At 33.1% G+C, this 23636-nt stretch carries 22 protein-coding genes and 2 pseudogenes; 3 read left to right on the forward strand and 21 right to left on the reverse strand.

What is annotated here, in order from left to right:
- Nucleotides 1–70: 70 nt before the first annotated feature.
- Nucleotides 71–832, forward strand: coding sequence for an MMPL family transporter (locus ACQKIM_RS08990; RefSeq protein WP_427542199.1), 762 nt, complete (start codon nucleotides 71–73; stop codon nucleotides 830–832).
- Nucleotides 833–934: 102 nt separating this feature from the next.
- Here the strand turns inward: ACQKIM_RS08990 and ACQKIM_RS08995 are convergent, their stop codons facing one another.
- The 3 genes and pseudogenes from ACQKIM_RS08995 to ACQKIM_RS09005 form a co-directional block, all read right to left on the reverse strand.
- A complete protein-coding gene (locus tag ACQKIM_RS08995; RefSeq protein ID WP_427542202.1) occupies nucleotides 935–1897 on the reverse strand; it encodes an arsenic resistance protein in 963 nt (320 codons plus the stop codon).
- Between the two features lie 249 nt (nucleotides 1898–2146).
- On the reverse strand, nucleotides 2147–2764 hold the full coding sequence (locus ACQKIM_RS09000) for a class I SAM-dependent methyltransferase (protein ID WP_427542205.1): 618 nt from the start codon (nucleotides 2762–2764) through the stop codon (nucleotides 2147–2149).
- 117 nt (nucleotides 2765–2881) lie between these two features.
- Nucleotides 2882–3259: pseudogene (locus ACQKIM_RS09005) on the reverse strand (disulfide oxidoreductase).
- Between the two features lie 399 nt (nucleotides 3260–3658).
- On the opposite strand from ACQKIM_RS09005, the gene ACQKIM_RS09010 reads away from it, so the two are divergent.
- The gene (locus tag ACQKIM_RS09010; RefSeq protein WP_427542208.1) at nucleotides 3659–3979 is read left to right on the forward strand and encodes an ArsR/SmtB family transcription factor; all 321 of its coding nucleotides are present in this window, start codon (nucleotides 3659–3661) and stop codon (nucleotides 3977–3979) included.
- Between the two features lie 909 nt (nucleotides 3980–4888).
- Here ACQKIM_RS09010 and ACQKIM_RS09015 read toward each other — a convergent pair.
- From ACQKIM_RS09015 to ACQKIM_RS09070, 12 genes are all read right to left on the reverse strand, one after another.
- On the reverse strand, nucleotides 4889–5845 hold the full coding sequence (locus ACQKIM_RS09015; RefSeq protein WP_427542211.1) for an acetyl-CoA carboxylase carboxyltransferase subunit alpha: 957 nt from the start codon (nucleotides 5843–5845) through the stop codon (nucleotides 4889–4891).
- Nucleotides 5838–6686, reverse strand: coding sequence for an acetyl-CoA carboxylase, carboxyltransferase subunit beta (gene accD, locus ACQKIM_RS09020; protein ID WP_427542214.1), 849 nt, complete (start codon nucleotides 6684–6686; stop codon nucleotides 5838–5840). The genes ACQKIM_RS09015 and accD overlap by 8 nt, the downstream gene beginning before the upstream one ends.
- Before the next feature lie 530 nt (nucleotides 6687–7216).
- On the reverse strand, nucleotides 7217–7345 hold the full coding sequence (locus tag ACQKIM_RS09025; protein WP_427542217.1) for a hypothetical protein: 129 nt from the start codon (nucleotides 7343–7345) through the stop codon (nucleotides 7217–7219).
- Between the two features lie 1104 nt (nucleotides 7346–8449).
- Entirely contained in the window at nucleotides 8450–8848 is a 399-nt protein-coding gene (locus ACQKIM_RS09030; protein ID WP_427542219.1) for a hypothetical protein, read from the reverse strand.
- A 227-nt stretch (nucleotides 8849–9075) separates the two neighbouring features.
- The gene (locus ACQKIM_RS09035) at nucleotides 9076–10074 is read right to left on the reverse strand and encodes a LacI family DNA-binding transcriptional regulator (protein ID WP_427542222.1); all 999 of its coding nucleotides are present in this window, start codon (nucleotides 10072–10074) and stop codon (nucleotides 9076–9078) included.
- Nucleotides 10075–10354: 280 nt separating this feature from the next.
- Nucleotides 10355–11812, reverse strand: coding sequence for an alanine/glycine:cation symporter family protein (locus ACQKIM_RS09040; RefSeq protein WP_427542225.1), 1458 nt, complete (start codon nucleotides 11810–11812; stop codon nucleotides 10355–10357).
- Between the two features lie 51 nt (nucleotides 11813–11863).
- Entirely contained in the window at nucleotides 11864–13024 is a 1161-nt protein-coding gene (locus tag ACQKIM_RS09045) for a pyridoxal phosphate-dependent aminotransferase (RefSeq protein ID WP_427542228.1), read from the reverse strand.
- Nucleotides 13025–13048: 24 nt separating this feature from the next.
- Nucleotides 13049–13276 carry a hypothetical protein gene (locus ACQKIM_RS09050; protein ID WP_427542231.1) on the reverse strand — a complete coding sequence of 76 codons (228 nt, stop codon included), beginning with the start codon at nucleotides 13274–13276 and terminating at the stop codon, nucleotides 13049–13051.
- A gap of 13 nt (nucleotides 13277–13289) precedes the next feature.
- Complete coding sequence (locus tag ACQKIM_RS09055; RefSeq protein WP_427542233.1) at nucleotides 13290–13910, reverse strand: bifunctional 2-keto-4-hydroxyglutarate aldolase/2-keto-3-deoxy-6-phosphogluconate aldolase; 621 nt, start codon at nucleotides 13908–13910, stop codon at nucleotides 13290–13292.
- A 12-nt stretch (nucleotides 13911–13922) separates the two neighbouring features.
- Nucleotides 13923–14867, reverse strand: coding sequence for a sugar kinase (locus ACQKIM_RS09060; RefSeq protein WP_427542236.1), 945 nt, complete (start codon nucleotides 14865–14867; stop codon nucleotides 13923–13925).
- Between the two features lie 1016 nt (nucleotides 14868–15883).
- On the reverse strand, nucleotides 15884–17740 hold the full coding sequence (locus ACQKIM_RS09065) for an alpha/beta fold hydrolase (RefSeq protein ID WP_427542239.1): 1857 nt from the start codon (nucleotides 17738–17740) through the stop codon (nucleotides 15884–15886).
- A 57-nt stretch (nucleotides 17741–17797) separates the two neighbouring features.
- Nucleotides 17798–18364: a TetR/AcrR family transcriptional regulator gene (locus ACQKIM_RS09070; protein ID WP_427542242.1), complete on the reverse strand. Its 567-nt coding sequence runs from the start codon at nucleotides 18362–18364 to the stop codon at nucleotides 17798–17800.
- Between the two features lie 304 nt (nucleotides 18365–18668).
- On the opposite strand from ACQKIM_RS09070, the gene ACQKIM_RS09075 reads away from it, so the two are divergent.
- Entirely contained in the window at nucleotides 18669–19427 is a 759-nt protein-coding gene (locus ACQKIM_RS09075; protein WP_427542245.1) for an MBL fold metallo-hydrolase, read from the forward strand.
- 504 nt (nucleotides 19428–19931) lie between these two features.
- Here ACQKIM_RS09075 and ACQKIM_RS09080 read toward each other — a convergent pair.
- The 6 genes and pseudogenes from ACQKIM_RS09080 to ACQKIM_RS09105 form a co-directional block, all read right to left on the reverse strand.
- Nucleotides 19932–20096 carry a hypothetical protein gene (locus ACQKIM_RS09080; RefSeq protein WP_427542248.1) on the reverse strand — a complete coding sequence of 55 codons (165 nt, stop codon included), beginning with the start codon at nucleotides 20094–20096 and terminating at the stop codon, nucleotides 19932–19934.
- A gap of 271 nt (nucleotides 20097–20367) precedes the next feature.
- Nucleotides 20368–20766 (reverse strand): acyl-CoA thioesterase, encoded by a 399-nt coding sequence (locus ACQKIM_RS09085; RefSeq protein WP_427542251.1) that lies wholly within the window; start codon nucleotides 20764–20766, stop codon nucleotides 20368–20370.
- Between the two features lie 20 nt (nucleotides 20767–20786).
- The gene (locus ACQKIM_RS09090; RefSeq protein WP_427542254.1) at nucleotides 20787–22043 is read right to left on the reverse strand and encodes an MFS transporter; all 1257 of its coding nucleotides are present in this window, start codon (nucleotides 22041–22043) and stop codon (nucleotides 20787–20789) included.
- A 31-nt stretch (nucleotides 22044–22074) separates the two neighbouring features.
- Nucleotides 22075–22473: pseudogene (locus ACQKIM_RS09095) on the reverse strand (aminotransferase class I/II-fold pyridoxal phosphate-dependent enzyme); the annotation flags it as partial.
- Nucleotides 22379–22762 carry a hypothetical protein gene (locus ACQKIM_RS09100; RefSeq protein WP_427542257.1) on the reverse strand — a complete coding sequence of 128 codons (384 nt, stop codon included), beginning with the start codon at nucleotides 22760–22762 and terminating at the stop codon, nucleotides 22379–22381. The pseudogene ACQKIM_RS09095 and the gene ACQKIM_RS09100, both read right to left, overlap by 95 nt.
- 67 nt (nucleotides 22763–22829) lie before the next feature.
- Nucleotides 22830–23612 (reverse strand): PhzF family phenazine biosynthesis protein, encoded by a 783-nt coding sequence (locus tag ACQKIM_RS09105; RefSeq protein WP_427542260.1) that lies wholly within the window; start codon nucleotides 23610–23612, stop codon nucleotides 22830–22832.
- Nucleotides 23613–23636 lie beyond the last annotated feature (24 nt).

The raw sequence follows: 23636 nt of genomic DNA on the forward strand, positions 1-23636 counted from the left end.
GTTCGTTAGCATAAGGAAGCACCTCCTTCAATTGATACATCTATCGTACCGGAGGTGCCTGGTTATTTATATGCGTTATTTGAATACGGGCTTACTGTCTACTAATCGAAAAATAGTTCAAATGGGCATTATATTAGAAGTTAACCCATATTCAAAGGAAGCAATGACCATTGTAGAACGAGTTGAACAAGAGGTACAAGCTATCATTAAAAGTGGTGAGCTAAATGGTGCAAAGGTAGCAATCGGCGGAAAAACATCTCAGAACGTGGATCTTGAGGAGCTTGCTAGTGGTGACTTCACTCGAACAGCAACGATTATGCTGATTGGAATTGGAATTATTCTAATGATTATTACTCGTTCATTATTGAAACCGTGTTTTATTATAGCATCTCTAGTATTAACTTACTTTACAGCACTTGGAATGAGTGAATTATTAAGTATTAAGCTATTAAATGTAAGTGAGCTAGGATGGAATGTACCGTTCTTTAGCTTCATTATGATTGTAGCGCTAGGCGTTGACTACAGTATCTTCTTAATGATGCGTTATAGAGAGTTGGATGGTAATCCAACGAAAGCGATTGTGGATGCAGCACGTCATATCGGGGGAGTTGTTATATCTGCAGCCATTATTCTTGGCGGTACATTTGCGGCATTGATTCCTTCAGGGGTCATTACACTGATTGAAGTAGCAATGACTGTTATTTTCGGTCTTTTCTTACTAAGCTTTGTTATATTACCGATCTTCATACCAGCATTATTAGGCAGCGTGGAGCGTATTCGCCAAATAGGACAAAAGAAAAAGTATAAAACTAGGATTAGTGATAATAAGTGATCGTGTTGTTAAGATACCATTCATACTGGTGAAATAAAAGAAAAGAACGTGTTTGCATTAAGCCTTTTTCAAATCACGTTCTTTTCGATAATCATAGTATTTCTATTTGCGTAAAATTAGATTCGGAACTATACGAATATAGATAATTTCCCCTATAATTTCAACAATAGTTTGTGTGACAATAATGGCAGCTACTAATGAATTTAAATGATCTGGCAAAGATAAAGCTAGGGGAAGAACAACAAGTGAATTACGTGTAGAACCACTAAAAATTAATGCTCTACCAGACTCAATATCAAGTTTGAACCATTTTCCAATTAATTTAGAAATAAACGGCATAATAATCATAAAGGCAATATAAATGGGAATGACCCTTATAATCCAATCAATGGATGTAGATAATTTTCCTATTTGAGAAGATACAACAACAAAAAGAGTTAACGCCATAAAAGGAACAGGAAGCCACGCAGAAAGATTAATTAATTTATCTCCAGCAGATGATTTTTTTGCAAATAATTGGAGGACAATGGCAAATAATAGTGGTATAATAATTAGTTCCAAAAATGCCTCTAGGAAAGGCTCAGGTTCAACAATATTTGCTGCTTCATCACCAATGAACAACCATAAAAATAAAGGGAGTAATAGCATTTGAGTGATGAAGAGAATGGGTGTAGAAATAAGCATGGCTTTTTCATTACCACGTCCAAGTGCCGTAAATACTATCACATAATCAATACATGGTGTAAGTAGTACTAAATAGACACCAAGTAATAAAGGTGGATGGTCAGGTAATAGCATTGTTAACAGCCATACAATAATGGGCACAGCAATATAGTTGACAGTAAGTAGAGCCCAAATAAAATGACGGTTAGAAAATGATTCCTTTAAAGACGTAAATGGGATTTGCGAAAACATGCTATACATTAAGATAGCAATTACAAATGAAATCGTAACGTCTAACTGCTTTCCGATAGTAGGTGCAAATAATCCTACTCCTGCTGCTAACAATAAAACAATTACATACAGGAAAACTTGATTATTTTCTAATTTCTCTCTTGAAATCATTATTTTGATAACTCCTATTTTAGTAAAGTTAAAAGAGATTAAATTATACTAAATTAGTAAAATTTCTATACAAGAGTACCATATCTTGTTAGTTAAAACTAGTTTGAAAAATAGGAGAAAAAAGAAGTGCATTTCAATCGAAGTAAAATATTTTTCCATTTTAGCTGCATGTATTTACGTTTCCTCTCAGCCCAAAATTTAATAGGCATAGTGCTATTTATCACAACCATGCCTATTCGTGAAATAATTCTACAGTTTAGTTACTTCTATATATCTATACATTCCATTTAACATAACATTCTCATCTTTTTCAATTTTTATCCTTTCGCTATTTTGATTAATCAGCTCCTCAAAACTTCTACCAATATCAGTCCCTAACATGCTTATAAATGGTCTAAACAGTTTTTTTGGAAGTGTGCTTTTTTGATTCTTAGGAGCAAATTTATCAAAAATCAGAATTTTACCTTCCTTTTTTAGAACGCGTAACATCTCTTGAAAACATTTATTTTCATCCGGGACGACAGAAAGTAATAAGCTAGCTACAATATAATCAAAAGTATCATCTTCAAATAGTAATTTTTGAGCATCCATTTCCAAAAAATTAATTGAAGAGTGCTTGAATTTACTTTTAGCTATAGCAAGCATATCAGGAGAAAAATCAATTGCTGTTATATCATAATCAACATAATTAATTATTTCTAAGTCTGCGCCAGTACCAATACCCACGTATAAAATTTTTTGTTTGCCTATAAAAGGGATTTCTTGAAAGATCTTCTTTCTAGCTTTTAAAAAAATACCTGTGTTAAAAAATTTATCATAAAAGGAAGAGCCAATTTTATATATAATCTTGTTCCACGTATTATTCAATTTACAACCCCCTAACATTGAGTTTATTTCCAAGATTTTTGAATTTAAAAATAAGGAAGCATCCTTAAAATCCTGTGAACCCACCGAAAATAGGAGTGGCGCATGCAATGATTTTAGTCATCTAATTGATTTGAGCGTAAAGACCGTTAATGCTAAGAAGGGGATAGTAACCAATTAATATATTGGATATTACATGGTACACCACTTACACAAGGCTTAAATCCACCAAATCCAGATATTTTCTGTTCAAGATGGTGAATGAGTGATATACTGCCTCCGATAATAGAAAGATGCAAAACAAATTTTTTCACTATAACATCATGCTGAAACATCGCAATCCCTAGAATAAAAACCAAGTGGATATATTAAAATTCTCTGATACCAACATTTTTCACAAGGGATAAATTCTCGAAATTCACTAAAATATAAGCTGCCAAATGTAGCAACTAATGAAACAAGCCAGGCAAAGTAAAGTAGATAAATGTCTTTGAAAATTGCTTTAATTATAATTAAATTCTAAAATTACAATGGAATGTTTAGTTTTACGCAATAAATCTAAAAAACATTTGAAATGAAATATGTAACGATCTAATCCTTAGCGAAAGGGACAGATTTAAAAAGCCATTCTTCGTAAAGAACTAAAATATTTTGTAACACTGCAAAAACTAGAAGATAGCAATACTCGTTGTAGTATTATCTTTTTAAAAATGGTGATAGTAAGCACTATTATTTTTCCTACACATCAATACAAATATCATTCTGACCCCCAATGAACTTATTTTTTGACACACTCAATTAGATAATGCTAATATGTGTGTCAAACATATTAGTAATATCGAATATGATAATAACAAAACATATTAGTAAAGTCTAATATGAATTGGAGGAGATTTTGTGACAGATAATTTCTTTGATTTAAAAATTAAATTAATACATGGATTTTCAAATAAGGTAAGACTTCAAATTTTGGAGTGTATTAAAGGGAAGGAAAAAACTGTATCTCAAATTGTTGAGGAACTAGAGGGAAATCAATCTAACATCTCACAACACTTAGCCTGTTTGAAAGGTTGTGGCATTATTGTTGGTCGGAATGAAGGGAAATATTGCTACTATAGTTTGAGGAATGAACGTATTCAAGAGCTTCTTAATATGTTCGACACCGTTTTAAATGATGTTCAATCGGATGTTGCAAGTTGTGCAAACCATATAGATTAGCTTGATTGAGATGGCAGAATAAAGATCAAATTGAACAGGTAATTAAAGGTTGTGTGATTCAAATAATCATTATGAAAAAAATCAACAGGGGGCAAGATGCAAGTGTTGCTGGGATTTAACACAAAATTCCTCCAAGCCTACTGCAAATGTAGCAACTTCAAAGATTGATGTTCAGTAACAGCTCGAGTTGTAGAGTAGGATCATACTAGATGTTTATTTTATTTGATATATTTTCATCAAACCTCATCAATTTCAATTAAATAGAGATTGAATATATCTAATATGCTGTGTTCGCTAAAATCAGAGATCGAACGTAAGGTGAAAAAATAGGATCTACTGTTATAAAAATATGGTGTTGCTGTTGGATGGATTGCAGTAGTTGAACGAAAAATATCGAAAAACAATAAATGATCTTACAAACAGTTTAAAGGTTAACGTAAATTTTCTAGAGGTTGGAGCTTCAGAAAAATGATGAACTAGCAAATTTAAGCTTTACTATTGGTTGTGTAGATACCGATACAATAAAGACCCAAAAATTAAACTATGGGTCTTTATTGTATCGTTTCATCTCACTATTAGTAGTATACTTTTCATTGATACATAACTTCCTATAATTTATATTATGTAAACTAAAAATATTTGGCGTGGAGGAGGGCTTGGATACGTCAACTACCCATAAACTTTTGTTGTATATGGACAAGAATCTCCAGACAACGCACATTTTTCCGGCTGTCTTAATATTTCTTCTCCATGTTCTGGTACTGTTCCACAGCTATGCACATTAGTGTTGGTTTGGAATAAAGTTTGATTAAAAGTTTGCTGCGAACGTTGATTTTATAATAGAAGAAACCCACGTATTTTGAAAAAGGTTTGATCAAAATGCGTGGGTTTAAAAACCTAAAAATGAATTTAAGCTTCTGTATATTGTCCAATCTTTCTGAATTTCTCATAACGATCCTTAATTAATTGTTCGCCATTTAAAGAATTCAATGCTTTTAGTGTGACGCTTATACATTCTTTTATATAAATTGCTTGCTTCGCAACATTACGGTGTGCTCCACCAGTTATTTCAGGGATTATTCCATCAATAACATCAAGCTCTTTTAAGTCAGGTGCTGTTATACGCATTGCTTCTGCTGCTTGCTTCCCTAGACTACCATCTCGCCATAAGATCGATGCAGCTCCTTCAGGTGAGATAACCGAATACGTTGAGTTCTCTAACATAAAGACTCGATTAGCTACCCCTAATGCAATTGCACCACCACTTCCGCCTTCCCCAATAACAATACTAATAACTGGTACTGTTAGAATCGTCATTTCAGCAAGAATTCTAGCAATGGCTTCACTTGGGCCGCGTTCCTCGGCTGCCTTACCTGGATAGGCACCTTTCGTATCAATAAAACAAATAATTGGGCGCTTAAATTTCTCAGCCTGCTTCATTAAGCGTAATGCCTTACGATATCCTTCTGGGTGTGGCATGCCAAAATTTCGCCGAATATTTTCTTTAGTTGATTTTCCGCGTTGGTGTCCAACAATTGTTATGGGCTGTCCTTCAAAGAGAGCGATTCCTCCAAGAATAGCCGCATCATCACCAAACGAACGGTCTCCATGTAACTCTATAAAATTTTCGCACATAGCTTCTATATATTGTAATGTTGTTGGACGTTCAGGATGTCTAGCAACCTGTACACGATCCCATGGTCTCATATTGGTATAAATGGATTGTTCTAGCTGAGTAAGGCGTGTTTCAAGCTTTTCGATTTCGTCTGTCATATCTACTTTCGCTTTGGTAGCAATTGTTTTTAACTCATCAATTTTTTCACGTAATTGTACTACTGGTTCTTCAAAAGCTAAATTTTTAGACATGTTGCACGCCTCCTTTTGTATGCATTTTTACAAGCATAGCTACTTGGTTTCGTAAATCTTTTCGATGGAAAATTGCATCAAGCTGACCATGCTCAAGTAAAAATTCTGACTTTTGGAAATTATTTGGTAGTTTTTCTCTTAACGTTTCTTCTATTACACGGCGACCAGCAAAGCCAATCAATGCTTGAGGTTCAGCAATATTAATATCTCCAATAGAAGCAAAGCTTGCCGAAACGCCACCGTATGTAGGATGCGTCATGATAGAAATAAACAATAGTCCTTCTTCACTATGATGTTTTAATGCTGCACTCGTTTTTACCATTTGCATTAATGATAGAATACCTTCTTGCATGCGCGCTCCACCACTAGTAGAAAAGATAATAACCGGTACACGTAATTTAATAGCTTTTTCAACGGCACGTGTGATTTTTTCTCCTACAACTGAGCCCATTGAGCCCATACGGAAATGAGAATCCATAATTGCTACAACAATTTCTTCTCCATCAAGAGTACCTAACCCAGTTAGTACAGCATCGCTTAATCCCGTTTGTTGTTTAGCCACTGAAATTTTTTCTACATAATCAGGGAAATTAAGTGGATTACTTGTTTGTAAATGATCATCCATTGAAACAAATGAACCTTCATCTAAGAAATATGTTACGCGCTCCCGTGCAGTCATTTTGAAATGATAATCGCATTTTGTACACACTTTATGATTTTTTTCTAATTCCTTTGTTAACTGAATGTGACGGCATTCTGGACATTTTGTCATAAGTCCTTCAGGAAATCCCTTTTCCTGTCCGTCCTCTTTCTTTTTACTAAATAAGCTACGTATTGCCATGTTCGTCTCCCCCTTTGTTGTTTACATGCTTTGTAAAGTCTTCATCCACTGCTCGTAAGCTTGCAATGCTTCTTTTTCATAGACAAGCTACATCGATTTAAACATAGTTTGAATGATTATTTTTTCTTCTTCTGTTGAGCTTTGATTTACACGCTCACCATCATAAGCCGCTAACTGAAACCAGATTTTTAGTGAAAGACGATTTCCCGCCGTGATTATTATTTCTCGTAATACATCTTGACAATTAATCGTACCTTCTATTTCTAGCCTTACAAAAAAACTGTCCCACACAGGTAGTGTTCGCAGAGTCTCTGTACAACTTATTACGCGAATGGCTTCCTTTTCATGAATTTGTCGCGTTAATTCGACATCTTTTTTCGGTTTTTCTCTTCTAATATAAACATTGACAGTATTTCTACGAACTGATGCATATGTGTAGAAGCTAGAAACGTACCTCTCCCATGTTTCATTTCAATAAGAAAACAATTATAAGCTTGACAATGCCTCCCTCACAGAGGATTGCCCGACACCTAGACGCTCTGAAAGAACTCGTTCAGAAGGAGTTTTTCTCCAGCCTGAATTTCTTCCATTTTAATAAGTTGTTGTAATTGTTGGACGATATCTAAAAACACTCTCTTTTGTTCGGTTTTTTTATCCATACGATCAACTCCTCGTTCTATCGCTTTCGCACAGATAAACATGCGTCCAAAGGCTTTATCTTCATTCAGTAGGTGTTTGGATACTTACTATAAAGAACGAAATCCACTACCTTTAGAGGATGGTGGCTCTTACTGAATAAGTACAAAAGTGGTCTGACCACTTTTGTGCATTTAATCTATCTTACAAAATAGTTATTTAAAAGTAAATAAAAAACTGGATAAAAATTTATGAATTTCCTCCAATTCTATATTCTTTTCGTCGTTAGTGCATGTTTTACTTTCACTTGATGTCTACCAAAGTGCTTTTTAAGCGTCCCCTCAATGTAAAGCAATTCATCTTCTAGTCCATTGAGCCAATACCCAGGGGTATTGATCGTCGCGACTTTATGGGTATTGGTACATCACTAAGTCGCTATTTAAATAGGGATAATAATAAAAAAGTTGATAAGGAGAAATACTCCTTATCAACTTTGTATTCTATATTAAGATATAGTATCGACCAGCTTAGTTTGTTCACTCTTATGAATAATTTTTATGAATATTGGACAAATCTACATTAAACGATAATTAGCATTATTTAAACGAATAATCCCCTTATGAACGATAAATTATAGGACCAACTGATAATAAGAAAGTTGTGACCAAGGTATTTATATTATGTAAACTAAAATTATTTGGCGTGGAGGAGGGCTTAGATACGTCAACTACTTGTACAAGGACACAAAGATGTCTCACTTTGGGACACAAAGTTTACCCAGATATAATTTATTCGTATTTTTTAAAAAATGGGACACAAAGTTTACACAATTTGTTATTCCGAATATTTTATATTTAAAATTAAGTCCACTCTATTTACATTAATTTAAGTTCTTATAAGATGCATAAAAAATGTATATGCTTCTGGATGGTTGAAAAAGAATAAATAGATTAGTATAGATTCTAATCAGTATTGTTAATACATTTATTATACGCATTCGCTTTTGGTAAATTTAATTTATATTAGAACAATTAAATAACAACATTAATCTTTAACAAAGCCAATAAAAAAGAGCATGTTTTAAAACAATCAAAAGCATGCTCTTAAATATTATACAATACTAATCCCTATTTATTAGATTGATTTAAGCTTTCTTCAAGGTTCATTAAAGATTTTTCTAAAATCGATCTAGGACAAGCAAAGTTTATTCTTTGGAATTGTTCTCCCCCTGTACCAAAAATAAAGCCATCATCTAAAGCGAGTTTTGCCTTTTTTTGTATCAATTGCTGTAGTTCAATATCAGTAAAATTATAATTACTAAAATCAAGCCAAGCTAAATAAGTTCCTTCTGGTCTAATTATTCTTACTCTTGGAATTCGTTCATTTACAAATTCCTCAATGAAGTCTAGATTATTTTGAAGATATACAATTATTTGCTCAAGCCACTCTTCCCCATTATTGTATGCTGCTATTTGAGCTAAAGATCCAAATGAACCTGGATCAATATCTATGGTGCATATTAGCAATTAATACACTAATTATAATGAACAATAACCTTAATATCTTGTCCCCATATTTTCATTTAAGAAGATAAAAGTAAATACGGCTGAAAAGAGTTTCAATAGAATGTACTTTCAGAAGTTGTAACTTTTGAGCAAATGGCTTTATTACAAATCCAAAATTTAAGTGTAATTTATCAGCGCTACTAAAAAGCAATCCCTGACTATTTTCTGTAGCTTAGTGATTTCCTTTTTTAGTTAATCGATTCTCGTTGAATTAATATCGGCTTAAAGCGATATAATTTTTGCTCATTGGATATATCCTCTTTTTTAATTTTTGCTAAGAGAAGTGAAGCCGATTTTTGAGCCATGGGTAGAATAGGTTGTTTTAATGTTGTGATAGAAGGATTTACGAATTTTGCATATGGTACATCATCAACAGCTATCACTTGTAAATCATTAGGTACATGCAAGTTTCGTTTTTTTATAAAAATCATTAATTCTTGGAAAATACGATCATTTGCTGCAATTATTCCCTTTGGAGGTTGTTCCAATGCAAATAATTGATTGAATATCTCTTCCATTTCAGGAGGTTCGCCATTTCTTATATATCGTTCATCAATATAGAAATTTCTATTTCTTAAAGCTTGACGAAACCCTTCTAAACGCTCAACACGAGGAGTAATTGGTAGGGTTAAAGATGTTGTCACAATGGCTAATGGTTGTTTTTGAAACATCTCAACTGCCATATCCATTGCTGAATAATTATCAAGCAAAACAGCTGGAATATTTACTCCTTCTATAAAACGATCGATAAAAACGATTGGTATTGCTTGTTGTTGAAGCCTTATATAGAGGTTCTTATTTTCTCCTGTCGGGAAAATAATCAAACCATCCACTTGTTTTTCAAGTAAAGTTTCGATATGTTTTTTCTCTTTTTTTGAATTATCCGCAGAGTTACAAACAATCATATGGAAACCTTCATTATCAAATTCCTCTTCAAGTGCATTAATAATTTTTGTAGAAAAATCGTGGATAATATTTGCTACAATAATACCTATAGTAAAGGTAGATTTCTGTTTTAAACTACGAGCCATTAAATTAGGACGATAATGTAATGCTTCAATAGCTTCTTCAATTTTTTTACGAGTCTCTACACTCATATATTCATATCGCTTATTTAGATATTGAGAAACGGTACTATTAGAAACATTTGCATACTGTGCAACATCGGCAATTGTTGTTTTTTTCACTAAAATCAAACTCCTACCTATATATAAAACTCTCTTTGGTATTATGTAGCATAGCATATTTTTTGGTTAAATTAACTAGTTAATTTAACTATTCAAATATTTATACATTTGTTTAAGTTAATCTATAATTTTTTCATAGTTTCTTACTCAGTTTTTGATCAAAAAATACTGTACTTTTGGTCTTAAATTAAACTTTTTCTTTTGACATCTAACAATTATTTGAAGCATAAAGATAGCCTTCTTCAGATGAGAATTGAAGGAGGCTAAAGGCTCTAAAAAATTATATATTTGAATTTTTGTTTTGATTTATATCCTTATTTTTATCTTCCCAAAAAGTAGCATTCTTTATTCCTAGTTTAGTCGGATTAAAGACTGGATCAACTCCTGCTGCTTTTTGCTGTTCGTAATCCTTAAGAGCTTTTAATACTGGTTTTCGTAAAAGGAAAATTCCAATTACATTAATCCAAGTAATAAGTCCAACTCCTATATCAGCTATTGACCAAATTAAATTAGCTGATACAATTCCACCGTAAAAAGTAGATAAAATGACAATGACCCGTAATACATTCTTAAATATTGCATTATCTCCAAAAATATACACAACATTTGTTTCTGCAACATATGCAATAAACAGTAATGTCGTAACAGCAAAGAAAAATACCGCAATAGCTACAAATACATTACCAAATCCATTAAGCGCAGAATCTACTGCTAATTGTGTATAACTGACCCCAATTTCAACGTTACCTATGTGGTTCACTACAAAGCCACCAGCTGGATTTTCAACATTATATTTTCCTGTTATCAAAATCATAAATGCAGTTGCACTACAAACAATAATTGTATCGATAAATACACCCATTCCTTGTACTAAACCTTGTTTAATTGGATGTGAAACATCAGCTGTTGAAGCAGCATGTGGTGCAGTCCCCTGACCTGCTTCGTTTGAATAAATTCCACGTTTTACTCCCCATGCAATCGCAGCGCCGATAAGACCTCCAAATGTTTCCTGGATACCAAAGGCACTGGAAAAAATTAAAGTGATAATATCGGGTAATTGATTAATATTCATTATCACAATAATTAAAGCTATTAAAATATAAGCTAGTGCCATAAAAGGAACGACAACTTCAGAAAACTTAGCGAATCTTTTGACGCCGCCAAAGATAACTGCAGATACAAGTATACAAATAAATACAGCAGTATAAATAGGCTTAATGTTAAATGCTGTGCTAAAAGATGCAGTTATTCCATTAGATTGAATGCCAGTTAAGAGGAAACCATAAGCAAAAGCAATGGTAATCGCAAACAATGAGCCAACCCATTTTTTCCCTAATCCTTTAGACAGATAGTAGGCAGGACCTCCACGAAATTCATCTCCAACCTTTTCCTTAAAAATTTGTCCTAATGTACTTTCAAAAAAAGAAGTAGCCATACCAATAAAGGCCATAAACCACATCCAAAATATAGCTCCAGGGCCTCCTAAACCAATAGCGGTTGCAACTCCAGCTATATTACCAATACCAACACGTCCAGCGATGGACATTAATAATGCTTGATAAGAGGATACATTATTTTTCGTTACATTTCGGTCAAGTGTTCTTTTGACCATCTCTTTAAAATGCCTAATTTGAACAAATCTAGTGCTAAAAGTAAAATAAAGACCTACTACCAAAATTAATCCGATAAGAGCATAACTCCACACAATAGAATTAATAGCATCAACAATTGCTTGCAAGAAATTTCCCCCTTAAATAGACAATTTAATTAAACTTTTAGTTTATAAATATCAATACTTTCTTTTTACAAAATCTTTAATTCGATTAATAGCTTCTATTAAATTCTCGTCTGAATTGGCAAACGAAAAACGTAAATATCCTTCGCCCATTTTTCCAAATGCCGACCCGGGTGTAACAGCGACCTTTGCTTCTTTTAAAAGTTCTAGAGCAAATTCTTCAGATGGCTTTCCAAATTCTTTGATGTTTGCGAAAGCATAAAAGGCACCTGCTGAATTAATACATGAAAAACCTGGAATTTCATTTAATCCATTTATTAAAATCCCACGTCGACGTTTATAGTGGGTTACCATCTCTTCAACAACGGATTGTGGACCATTAATCGCTTCTACTGCCGCCTTTTGAATGAAGGGAGGTACACAAGAAGCCATTCCTTCTTGAATTTTTGGCATAACAGAAATAATATCTTTATTACCGATGACAAATCCCACTCTCCAACCCGTCATTGCATAAGTTTTAGATAAACTATTTATAATAAGCACATTTTCTTTCACTTCTGGAATTTGAGCCATGCTAAAATGAATTTCATCATCGTAAATAATCTTTTCATAGACTTCATCAGAAATAACGATTAAATTATGTTTTAAAACAACTTCTGCTAGTTCTTTAATATCTTTTTTATTCAATACTGAACCTAATGGATTGCTAGGGGAATTTAAAATAATAGCTTTTGTTTTTGAAGTGATTGCTTTTTCAACGTCTTCAGCTTTCAGTTTAAATGCATTTTCTTCATAGACAGGAACAGGTACTGCTTTTCCACCAAGCATTAAAATTTGTCCTAAGTAATTAGGATAAGCCGGATCAGCAATAATTACCTCATCACCTGGGTTGATTGTTGCCACTAAGGCTAACATAATCGCTTCCATTCCTCCAAAAGCAACCATTACTTGTTCAGGAGTAAATTCTTCTCCGAATTCAACAGTATACTTTTTGGCTACCGCCTGACGAAGTTCATCAGTTCCTGCATTTGATACGTAATGTGTAAGATTCGAATCTATTCCAATCTTTGCAGCCTTCTTTATATAATCTGGAGTTTCAAAATTTGGTTCTCCAACAGTTAACTTGATAATATCTTCATATTGATTAGCCAATTCGAACATACGTCTAATTGCTGATGCGGGATAGTGTTTTGCAACATCTGATAAATAATTCATTGTGAACCTCCTATAGGAAATAAGTTAATTTTTTTTTTGAAAATGGGCTTCGTGAACAAATGTTTCTGCTCGCTTTGTTATGTTTTCTAAAAAATCATTTGAATCTTTTTCTAGAATCGCTTCCTTTGTCAATACTTCTCTGGCTGGTAAACGAAATGTGCACACACTCCCTTTCACATTTAGGATTTGTTTTCCATCCTTCAATGGCTCTGTATCACTGCCATGACCATAACATCTAAATGCCATACTCATTATTCAGTACTTCCTAGTTTGCGAGGTTCTCCATATACGCTTTTGCCCGTTCAACAACACCTGCAAAGCCATTTTTTGCATAGGCTTTATTGAGATCACTGCCAATACCTACTGCAACAGCGCCTGCGTCTAGCCATTCTCTCATATTAGTTAGACCAACACCGCCTGTAGGCATAATTGTTACATTTGGTAAAGGTCCTTTAACGGTTTTTATAAAGCTTGTTTCAAATTGACTTGCTGGGAATATTTTAATAATGTCGCTTCCACCTTCTAGCGCTGTTACCATTTCTTCAATCGTCATACAGCCTGGTAAATATGGTATGCTATAGCGATTACAAATCGTTGCAATAGCAGCATTGTAGCTTGGACTAACAATAAACTTTGCACCATTTAAAATCGCGTGACGCGCAGTCTCAACATCCAATACTGTCCCGGCACCAATTAAAGCATCACTATTACGTAACAATTTAAATGTTTCTTCTACAAAAGGCGTTGTATAGGTTATTTCAATTGCTCGAATGCCTCCTGAAATTGCACCTTTTGAAATTGCGGTTGCTTCTTCAGGTGAATTCCCTCGAATGACAGCTATAACTTTTGCATCTGATAACGCTTTCAAAATTTCAATTTTTTGCATTCCTACCAACTCCTATCGCTCAATTAGTTTTTCTTCACCAATAAATTGTTTTATTTCACTTAATGAAGGAAGCCCCTCATTATCCCCTTTAATGGTAGCTACAAGTGCACCTGCACCATTTGCTAAAAGCAGCCGTTCTGGAATATCATAACCATTTAAATAGCTATATACATAAGCTGAATCAAACGCATCTCCTGCTCCAACTGTATCAATCGCACGAATTGTGAATGCCTCTTGATCATACTGTTCAGTAGTTGTATAAACTGAGGCCCCATGTTCACCCTTCTTAATAATGATTTCATCTATTTTGTAACTTTCTTGAACGTCTTTGACTGTACGCCCTTCAAATAAAAGTTCAAATTCATCCTGTCCTGTTAGAAGTAGATTGATTAATGGATACACTTTTTCGTATGCTGCACAGGCCTCTTCTGTAGTCCATAACTTTAATCGTAAATTCGGATCAAAGGATATAGGAATATTTTTTGCTTTTGCTAAACTAATCAATTTCAATGCAACATTAATGTTATGTTCACACACCGCTAAATACACACCGCTAATATGTAATAAATCAACGTCATCCAGTACTGATTCATCTAAACGATCTGCTGTTAGTTCAAGTAAAGGTGATGGTTTACGGTAATAAAATGATTTACCTGAACCATCTCCCCTAATTTCCTTAAAATAAATAGAGGTTGGAATATGTGGTGTACGTATAACATGCGATACATCAACACCTTCACCACGAGCAAAGTTGTAAATAACCTTGCCAAATTCATCCTCTCCAATACAACTAATCCATCTTGCTTCCATATCTAAACGTGTTGCACCAATAGCAAAATTTAATTCAGCTCCTCCGACAGCTCGCTCAAAGGTAGGAACAAATCGTAGTGGACCAGTTTTAGATGGATTAAACACAACCATTGCGTCACCAATCGTTGCAATTCGTTTATTTCTCAATTATATTCATCCCCTTTAATGGTAAAAATCTTTACTAAAACGATTTAGTAAAACGTTTTACTAATACTATCACAATGTTTTTTGTGTTGCAATAACAATTTGATTATTTAGATTACTTAAAAAACGTTTCCTCAAATGCTATTAAAGAAAAAGCTGAAAGAATCTTCGTCCTAAGATTCAATTTGTACTCTGTCCTTCTTTAAACTAAAAAATCTCCAATTGATATAAATCCATCTAGATTGTTTCTAGCTCCTAGGCAGACCGTGTTTCATAGATCACACTTCCTTTAGATTTTGCATCACTACGAACACTTGTGTGCTAGGCAACATAAAATAAGAGGCTGGTTTTATAAGTCTCTTTTGAAGTAAAATCGCATAAAAGCGAAAAGCAGAAACGCTGATTTAACAACGTTTCTGCCTTTCACTTTTATTTATTTTGGCTAAAAAAACCCTTCTGGGGTAGCCCATTAAAGAGTTAAAATATTTGCGGAGCAGGGTTTAAGTTTGTGATTATAGTATTCAATATACAGTTCAAGTTCACGCTTATTACTCAACAATATTGCCCGATTGTGGAATAAGAAAAAAGCCTACATATCAACACAGGATTTTTAATCAAATTTTATTATAAATGATCAATCTTTATTTAAAATTATCGACCTTTGTTTTAAATAATCAAACTTTTTTATAAAAACTACATCTGTACCAATTTGGGTATTTGTGTAGCCTTTCTTCACAAGATTCATCAACACTACACCACAGAAAATGAAAGATTATTATGTTCTTTCATGGGAGTTTAAGTATATTTCTTCACCATGCCATGTGTAAAGAGCAATACTTTGTTCAATTCGCATTTTACTACCTCAGGATACTGATAGGTACGCTGTAATTGATTAGCTGTTAGATTCTTAAGTAAATATATCCAGCGTTCATGTAGACAATCTTTTTCTTTTCAAACAGTACGACTTTATTTCAAAGACACAACGATCTTACTACCCACTTTTTATTTATCCCACACTCTCATCTGCTAGTACTACTATTTTTTATTACCAAATTAGCCGTTTCACTCGGATGGTTAAGAGGAAAATGATGACCATATGGAACAAAATCAACCTTACCCAGATGCGAAGGAGCAGAATAGCCTCTGTCATAATCCCCCCAAATAATGCGAAGATTATACTTTGTTACTTCATTGAAATCACCTTGAACGTTTTTCAATAGTAAACTGTTAAGCTGAACCGTAGTATTTAAAATTCTAGGAGAAGTAAAACTTTTACTTATTTTTTCAATATAATTTTCAGGGATGCTTTCCGTACTTTCAAATAAACCATTACTTAATAAATAACGCTCTATCAAATTAGTAGTTGCCAATTTCAATGTCCATTTGTTCATAAATTGAGGAACATTTATCGATTTAGCATTTTTTTTAGCAACAGGTGGCTGAAGTAAAGTAATTGTATACTTCTTATCTATGTACTTTTGTACTAATGCTTCCAAAAGAATATACGCACCAAATGAATGGCCAATTAGATGGGCACCATTAGTAGCTTTCTCCAATAACATTTTCAATACATTCAAATAGATATTTAAAAGATTTTTCTCTCGTTTAAAAGGAGAACGTCCCAAACCTGGAAGGTCCATGATCCATACAGGTCGACCTGTTTTTTCATGAAGCTCTTTTCCTAAAGGAAATAAATCCTCTCCATCACTTAATAAACCATGTAATAAAATAAACGGTTTACCCTCTCCTTGTGATTGGTAAATGGTAGTATTATTACATAATGTTCGTTTAAATAAATGACTGTACTGGCCATTTTGATACATCATGCGATAATCCAGATCAGCTATTACGGCTGGGAAAAATTTCATTACATTTGTCTCCTTAAACCAATCTTCTCCCATAATCTTCTTCGCTGAACCATTTGAAAATGTTCGATTTGTAATAAAGTTCAGCCCATCAGCAGGAATTTGGGTTATTTTGCTTACGCCACTATTCATAAGTGCTTTCATAAATGGCAATGGAGCAGAGATTTTAGGTGCAGTCATATTCATACTTTCTGACATAGCATCTAATAATTCTGAAATATTCTGATCATGTTGTTTATCTTCAACAAGTGTATATGTTTGTATAGTTGGTTGCTCCAATCTGAAAACCTGCACAATAAACTTTGCTAGTTCATCGTTTGCAATAAGTGGTAATCTATATTTCTTACCTCCAGGGATCACTGGCAAGAGCCCTTTTCGCATACTCATCACAAGCAAGCCTAAGCCTCCTGTTTGCTCCGTACTCCCTGTTTTACTACTACCAACTACAGTTGGTGGATTAATTACTGAAAGCGGATAACCTACTGTTGATGCCTGCTGACGGATATAAAGATCTGCTAAAAACTTTGTTCTCTCATATGGATTTTTTATTTTCAAAAAATTGTTTCCTTCTTTAAACACATCTATCGCAATCTTGCTATTTTTATCATCAAAGGGACTCATATAGCCTACAACATGAATAAATTGTTGCAATCCCTTCAATTGATGAATATTTTTAGCGAATTCACTAATATGTTGGGCACCATTCAAAAATACGGAAGCTGCCTCTTTGCTTGTCGCTTGAATATCCATGGGGCCTCCTGCGTGAATAATCACATCCGTTTTCAATACCAACTCCTTATCTTCAGCACTTAGACCTAAGTCTATTTTCGTTAAATCACCTTCAATAAAGTGCATAACTGCCTCTTTTAAGATGCCTCTTTCTTGATAAATGCGGGTTGCTTTACTTTTCGATCTCACTAATAGAAGAATTGTAACTTGCTCTTTGGCTAATTCCTTCACTAATTGCTTTCCAATAAAACCTGTTCCACCAGTTAAAAATACTGTTCTCATAAAAATCCTCCTTGTAGTACTATTCAGTACTAATTTGATGTAAAAAAAATGCTTCTTTTATCGAAGCAAGTTAAAAAAATGATCTGCTGTTTTCATAATTACAGTTGCATCCTCCAGTGTTTCTGAAATAAATAGCGCTCCTTCAAGATTTGTAATAAAAAGAGATGCAACCTCGTCAATATTAATTGTCTTTCTAAATTCACCATTCTCTATCCCTTGTTTAAGTAATAGAGAAACTTTCGTTTGTAATCCTTTAAAAAAAAGACCTATTTTTTCTTTTACTTTTGTGGCATTTGTAGGACTTTGAATATAAAGCGTAATAAATGGACAGCTCCCCTTATATTCTCTCGTCTGAACTCCTTGTGATATTTGCTTTAAAAACAGTTGGATACGATCTTCAACTAATAATTGGTTTTGAGATAGTAAGCCATCAATTGCAGATTGATACATTTCAATCCAATAATCAACAACCCCTTCCAACAATTCTTCCTTATTAGAGAAGTGATAATACACATTAGACTTTGAAACTTTGCTTACACGAACTAATTCATCCATGCTTGTATAAGCAAACCCTTTTTCTAAAAATAATGTTGCAGCTACTTCAATCACACGTTTTTGATTCATTAATTTTCCCCTTGTCATAATTAGTACTATACAGTACTATAATAGGTGTTGCAAGTATTTTTGTTAGTTTAATAAAAAAATTGATCAAAAAAGCTATACTTTAATTGATTTTACTGCTAAAAATTAATCTCATTTTGAGCAAAGTTGAACTGAACCCCAAAACTGTTTTGGATGGCTTGCAATTTTTCACTTGTGTTTTAACGCTAGGTTCATATATTTTTAAAAAGAAAACAAATATGTTTTTTTGGAAGATACATACGAATATATTTTTGTAGTCACTAAATTGTTTAGAGGAGATGCTTTTATGCCCATTTCAGTACAGCATATTCGACATGCTACATCAATTATCTCAATAAATGGAAAACGATTACTGATTGATCCGATGTTGAGTGAAGCTGGTAAACTTTCACCTGTCCCTTTCACTAGAAATTATCGCAGAAATCCATTGACTTCATTGACTGTTTCACTTCACATTTTCGAAGATGTAGATGCTATCCTTCTAACACATCGTCATTTTGATCATTGGGATACGAAATCTATATCCATCTTAAATAAGGAAACTCTTGTATTTTGTAGCCCTAGGGACCAAAGCTTTGTTCAAAAAGCTGGATTCAAGAAAATAATAGCAATTAATGACTATTATGAATGGGAAGGAATTCAAATGAGGAGAATTGAGGGACCGCATGCTCCTGGCATTACTGGTAAGATACTCGGGACAGTTTCTGGTTTTTACTTGAATACGATGTCGGAAGGTTCTATTTATATAGTAGGTGACTGTATTTATACACCAAATATTGAAAAAACCTTTCGAGATTTATCGCCTGATGTCGCTCTTTTGAATGCCTCAGAGGCAGAAATGATATGGGGAACTATTATTACAATGACACGCGAGGATATTGCTCGCATTGCTCAGCTATCTCCGAAAACTAAGCTACTTGCAGTGCATCTAGATACTATCAACCACTGTAAATTGAGCCGAAAGGAACTATCCGATTTTCTTAAGGAACAGGATCTAAGTGGTTCAGTATTGATTCCTGAAGACGGTGAAATTATTTCTTTTTAATTGTTTCCATCATTTTTGAAAACTATATTATCTGTCGTAGTACATAAAAATGAAAGAAAAAGACGGCAATTAAGCTTCTTGGTCTTCGTCGTTTATTCATTTGCTTACTTATTAGTAATTCTTCGACCTGTGTTTTTTAAGGCTTAGTTAATCGTTACTTAATTTTCTGAAGTTCCGATTCGCATTTTATAACGAAAAGGATAATGTTTCATTAGTTATATCTGTTGAACTGTTTTTGGTTCTTCTTTGATATGACTTTTAACTTGATCCAAAGTGGAATGGTTAAATTGAACTGAATTATTCACTTGTTTTATAAGAAATTTAAGATTAAATAACTTAATAGGGTTCATTTTTATTTCATCTTCTATTCTAATGAGATGATTTGTTTTATTAACCTTACACCAAACTTCTTGAATATAAATTTGCTTCCTTACTGAATTTTTTAATAGATCTTTTCTATACTTTATGAAGGTTTCCTTGCCATTTTTATTTTTCATCCACATATTAAATAATAGATGAAAGAACTTTTCCATTATGAATTATTTCCATTTTTATTGGTTGTTCACAAAATTCAATAATATCTGGATCTGATTCTATCTGTAACCAATGTTCATATTCTAAATCACTAAATAAATAGACAGTTCTTTTTAATTTATTACTGTATGCCAACCATCTATTATTTCCATATTTTTACTATAATCAGTAATTAAAGGTTTAAACAAAAAATCACCACCTTGTATATTGAATATTCAGAAAAAAGAAGTTCTTGTCCACGTACAATTTATATATGGATAAAAACTATCTACCTTCTTTTTTACGAAATCCCCCTTAGCATTGCGGATTTCGTAATTACTAACTAAAAAATTTTAAGTATCTCTTTACGATAAGCATATTAGACAGACATAAACACTCTTAGTTAATTGTGCTTATGTCTGTCTTGTTATTTTAAACTAGTGTGTTTTAATAATTCCTCTCTAATCTCATTATTTATAGGCATAGATTTCTTATCCTCAAAATTGAAATTAACTAAAACAGCCTTTCCACGAGCAATACAATTTTTATTTTCATCTTCAATTGAATGTTCTACATCAAGGCTAGATTTACCAATTCGGCTAACCCATGTATATACTTTAATTTTTTGAGCATATCCAATTTCCTGAAGAAAATCACAATTAGTCGATGCAACAATAAGGTTCCACGATTTTATACTCAAATTATGATTGAAAATATGAAATAGTCCCTTTCTTGCTTCTTCAAAATAAGTAAAATAAACAGAATTGTTAACATGTCCTAAAGAATCACAGTCATTAAAGCGAACATTCAAATTAGTTTCAAACATATTACCACTCCCTTTTTAAATTATTGAATAGTACTCCGCCCTTTTTCCTCCAGAGTCTTTTGCTCAGGAAGTAAAAAGGTGAAAATTGCACCAATTAATAAAATAATTATCGATAGATAAAAAGAAGAATTATAATTGGCATGGAAATTATACATTAGACCTGGAACATATGCCCCTAATGCAGATCCTATTTGATGACTAAGAAATAGCCAGCCTATAATAAAACCTATTGAATAGTTTTTAAAATGTTGGGTTGCTAATAATTGAGTAGGAGCAACAGTTGCAAAATCAACTAAACCAAAAATCATAGCAAATATTATGAATAGATAAGGATTACTATTTTCTAAAAGTATTAGGAGAGAAAGTGGACGGATTATATATAATACAATTAGAAACTTACGACTACTCCATCGATCAGCTATAACACCTGATATTAATATTCCAATTATATTAAATGCGGCCAAAACACTGACTGCTATTCCTGTTATGCTTGTTGAAAAACCACATAACTGTGCAATAGAGATTAAGTGAGTGTCCATTAATCCTGTTGTAGTAAAACCACAAATCCCGAAAGGTAAAATAATGAACCAAAATTGTTTTTTTCGATAGACTTCCCAATTAAAGAGTGTGTTGTTTTTTTTCTTTTTAATATTTGTAACTTCTTCTTTACTATGGCCTCCTATAGGTTCCAACTCTTTGTCTTCAGGATTATTTCGTAAAAAAAATAAGACTATTGGAGAGATTACTATGGCCAAAGTTAAGCCTAATACACTAACAGTTCCTTTCCATCCAATCCAATGTATTAAAGCAAGAGACCCTGGTACAAGTATCATTTGCCCTGCACCAAACCCAGTTTCTACTATTGCTAAAGCAAGTCCCCTTTTTTTATTAAACCAGTTTGTAACAATTACAGTTGCAGCTACATTTGATGCTCCTCCAACCCCAACTGATACAAAAAGTCCGTAAATAATCAACAATTGCCAAAACTCATTAACAAAAGCCATCAATAAAAAGCTAATTGCCACTAGAATAGTACTTAATGAAAGTATTAAACGCGGACCAAACTTATCAACTATTGTTCCAATAAATGGTTGAGATACCCCATAAACAATAAAGCTAATTGTTGATATAAGTGAAATTGTTCCTCGGTCCAATTGAAAGTCATTTTCCCACGGCTCTATAAATGCACCAAATGATAAACGAACGCCTTGAACAGCTAATAGATTTATAAATATGACTAGTACAATTATCCACGCATAATGAATTTTCAATTTCATAATTTCACTTCTTTTCCGTTGTATAAATATTTTATAAAATATCCTTATCTATGAATCTTTTAATTCGTTGCATGGCTTCATGTAAAAGTTCAAAATGAGTAGCGTAACTACATCTTATATATCCTTCACCACCTTTACCGAATACTGAACCTGGTACCACAGCAACTTGTTCATCTATTAGTAGTTTTTCAGCAAATTCTTCGCTTGATAAGCCTGTAGATGAAATGTCTGGGAATACATAAAAAGCTCCTCCTGGTAAATGACATGAGAGTCCCATTTCATTGAATTCATTAACAATATAACGTCTACGGTCGTTATAACTTTGCACCATTTTTCTAACTTGCCCCTGACCATTTTTTAAAGCTTCTATTGCTGCAAATTGAGACATTGTAGGAGCGCACATTATGGAATATTGATGTACCTTCAACATTCCCTGAATAATATTTGGCATTGAATTTATTGTATAAATAATCAGAAATTTCTTTCCGAAGTTGAATAAGCGCTGCATTAGGAGAATAAGCAGTATAACCTTTCTCTAGTGATAAAATGCTTGCTTCACGAAAATTTAATGGAGTTACGTAATCAGGCTCACCTACTCCCAGAGATATAACATTGTCCATTTGATAAGCTAAATCGAAAAAACGACTAATACCTGATGGCTTAATAGTTTGAATACGATTTGCTAAAAAATTTTTGGAGTCAAAACCTTTATTATTCATAGTTTAAAATCACCATTCTTATCTTTTACAATCTAAAAAATTGTTATTTTTTAAAGTGTTTTCGCTTTTACAATTGTAGATCCGCGATTGAATATAAAACTGCTGAACCACTAATCTTTACTCTAACATCATCGTATTTACAGTATAGTGTTCCACCACGTTTAGAAAGCTGTCTAGCAATCATTTCATTTTTGCCTAGTCGTTTAGCCCATAATGGAATTAAACTACAATGTGCTGAACCGCAAACTGGATCTTCATTTACATTTAATTTTGGCCAAAAGGCTCTAGAAACAAAATCAACTTCATTTCCTTTTGCAGTCACAAAAACAGCCAGTCCTTCAGGAAATTGGGCTAATTTAGTAAAATCAGGAGACAAGTTAAGTACATCTTCTTCTTTTTCAAGTACAAACACTAAATCTCTACCTAAAAAAGTTTCTACAGGTTTTATTCCGAGTGCTTCCACCATCTGTTTTGTCAATCTATATTCGTTAAGCTTTATACTTGGGAAATCTAATTCATAAAGATCATTTTTTTTCGAAACAATCAGTTCCCCACTCTTTGTTTGAAATTTGATTGTTTTAAGTTCTTTGTCATAAAAATTAGTGATAGTATAAGCAGTTGCTATGGTAGCATGTCCACAAAGATCAATTTCTCCTCCAGGGGTAAACCATCTTAAATGATAACTGTCTCTATCTTTTTCTTTTACAGCAAATGCTGTTTCAGAAAGGTTGTTTTCAATAGCTATATTCTCCATCATTTTTTCAGGCAGCCATTCATCCATAATACAAACACCGGCAGGGTTACCCTCAAATATTTTTTCCGCAAAAGCATCCACTACATAATATTTCATTAAAAAAACCTCCTTTTACCTTTT

The organism is Lysinibacillus sp. NPDC047702 (assembly GCF_050272555.1).
GTDB lineage: Bacteria > Bacillota > Bacilli > Bacillales_A > Planococcaceae > Lysinibacillus.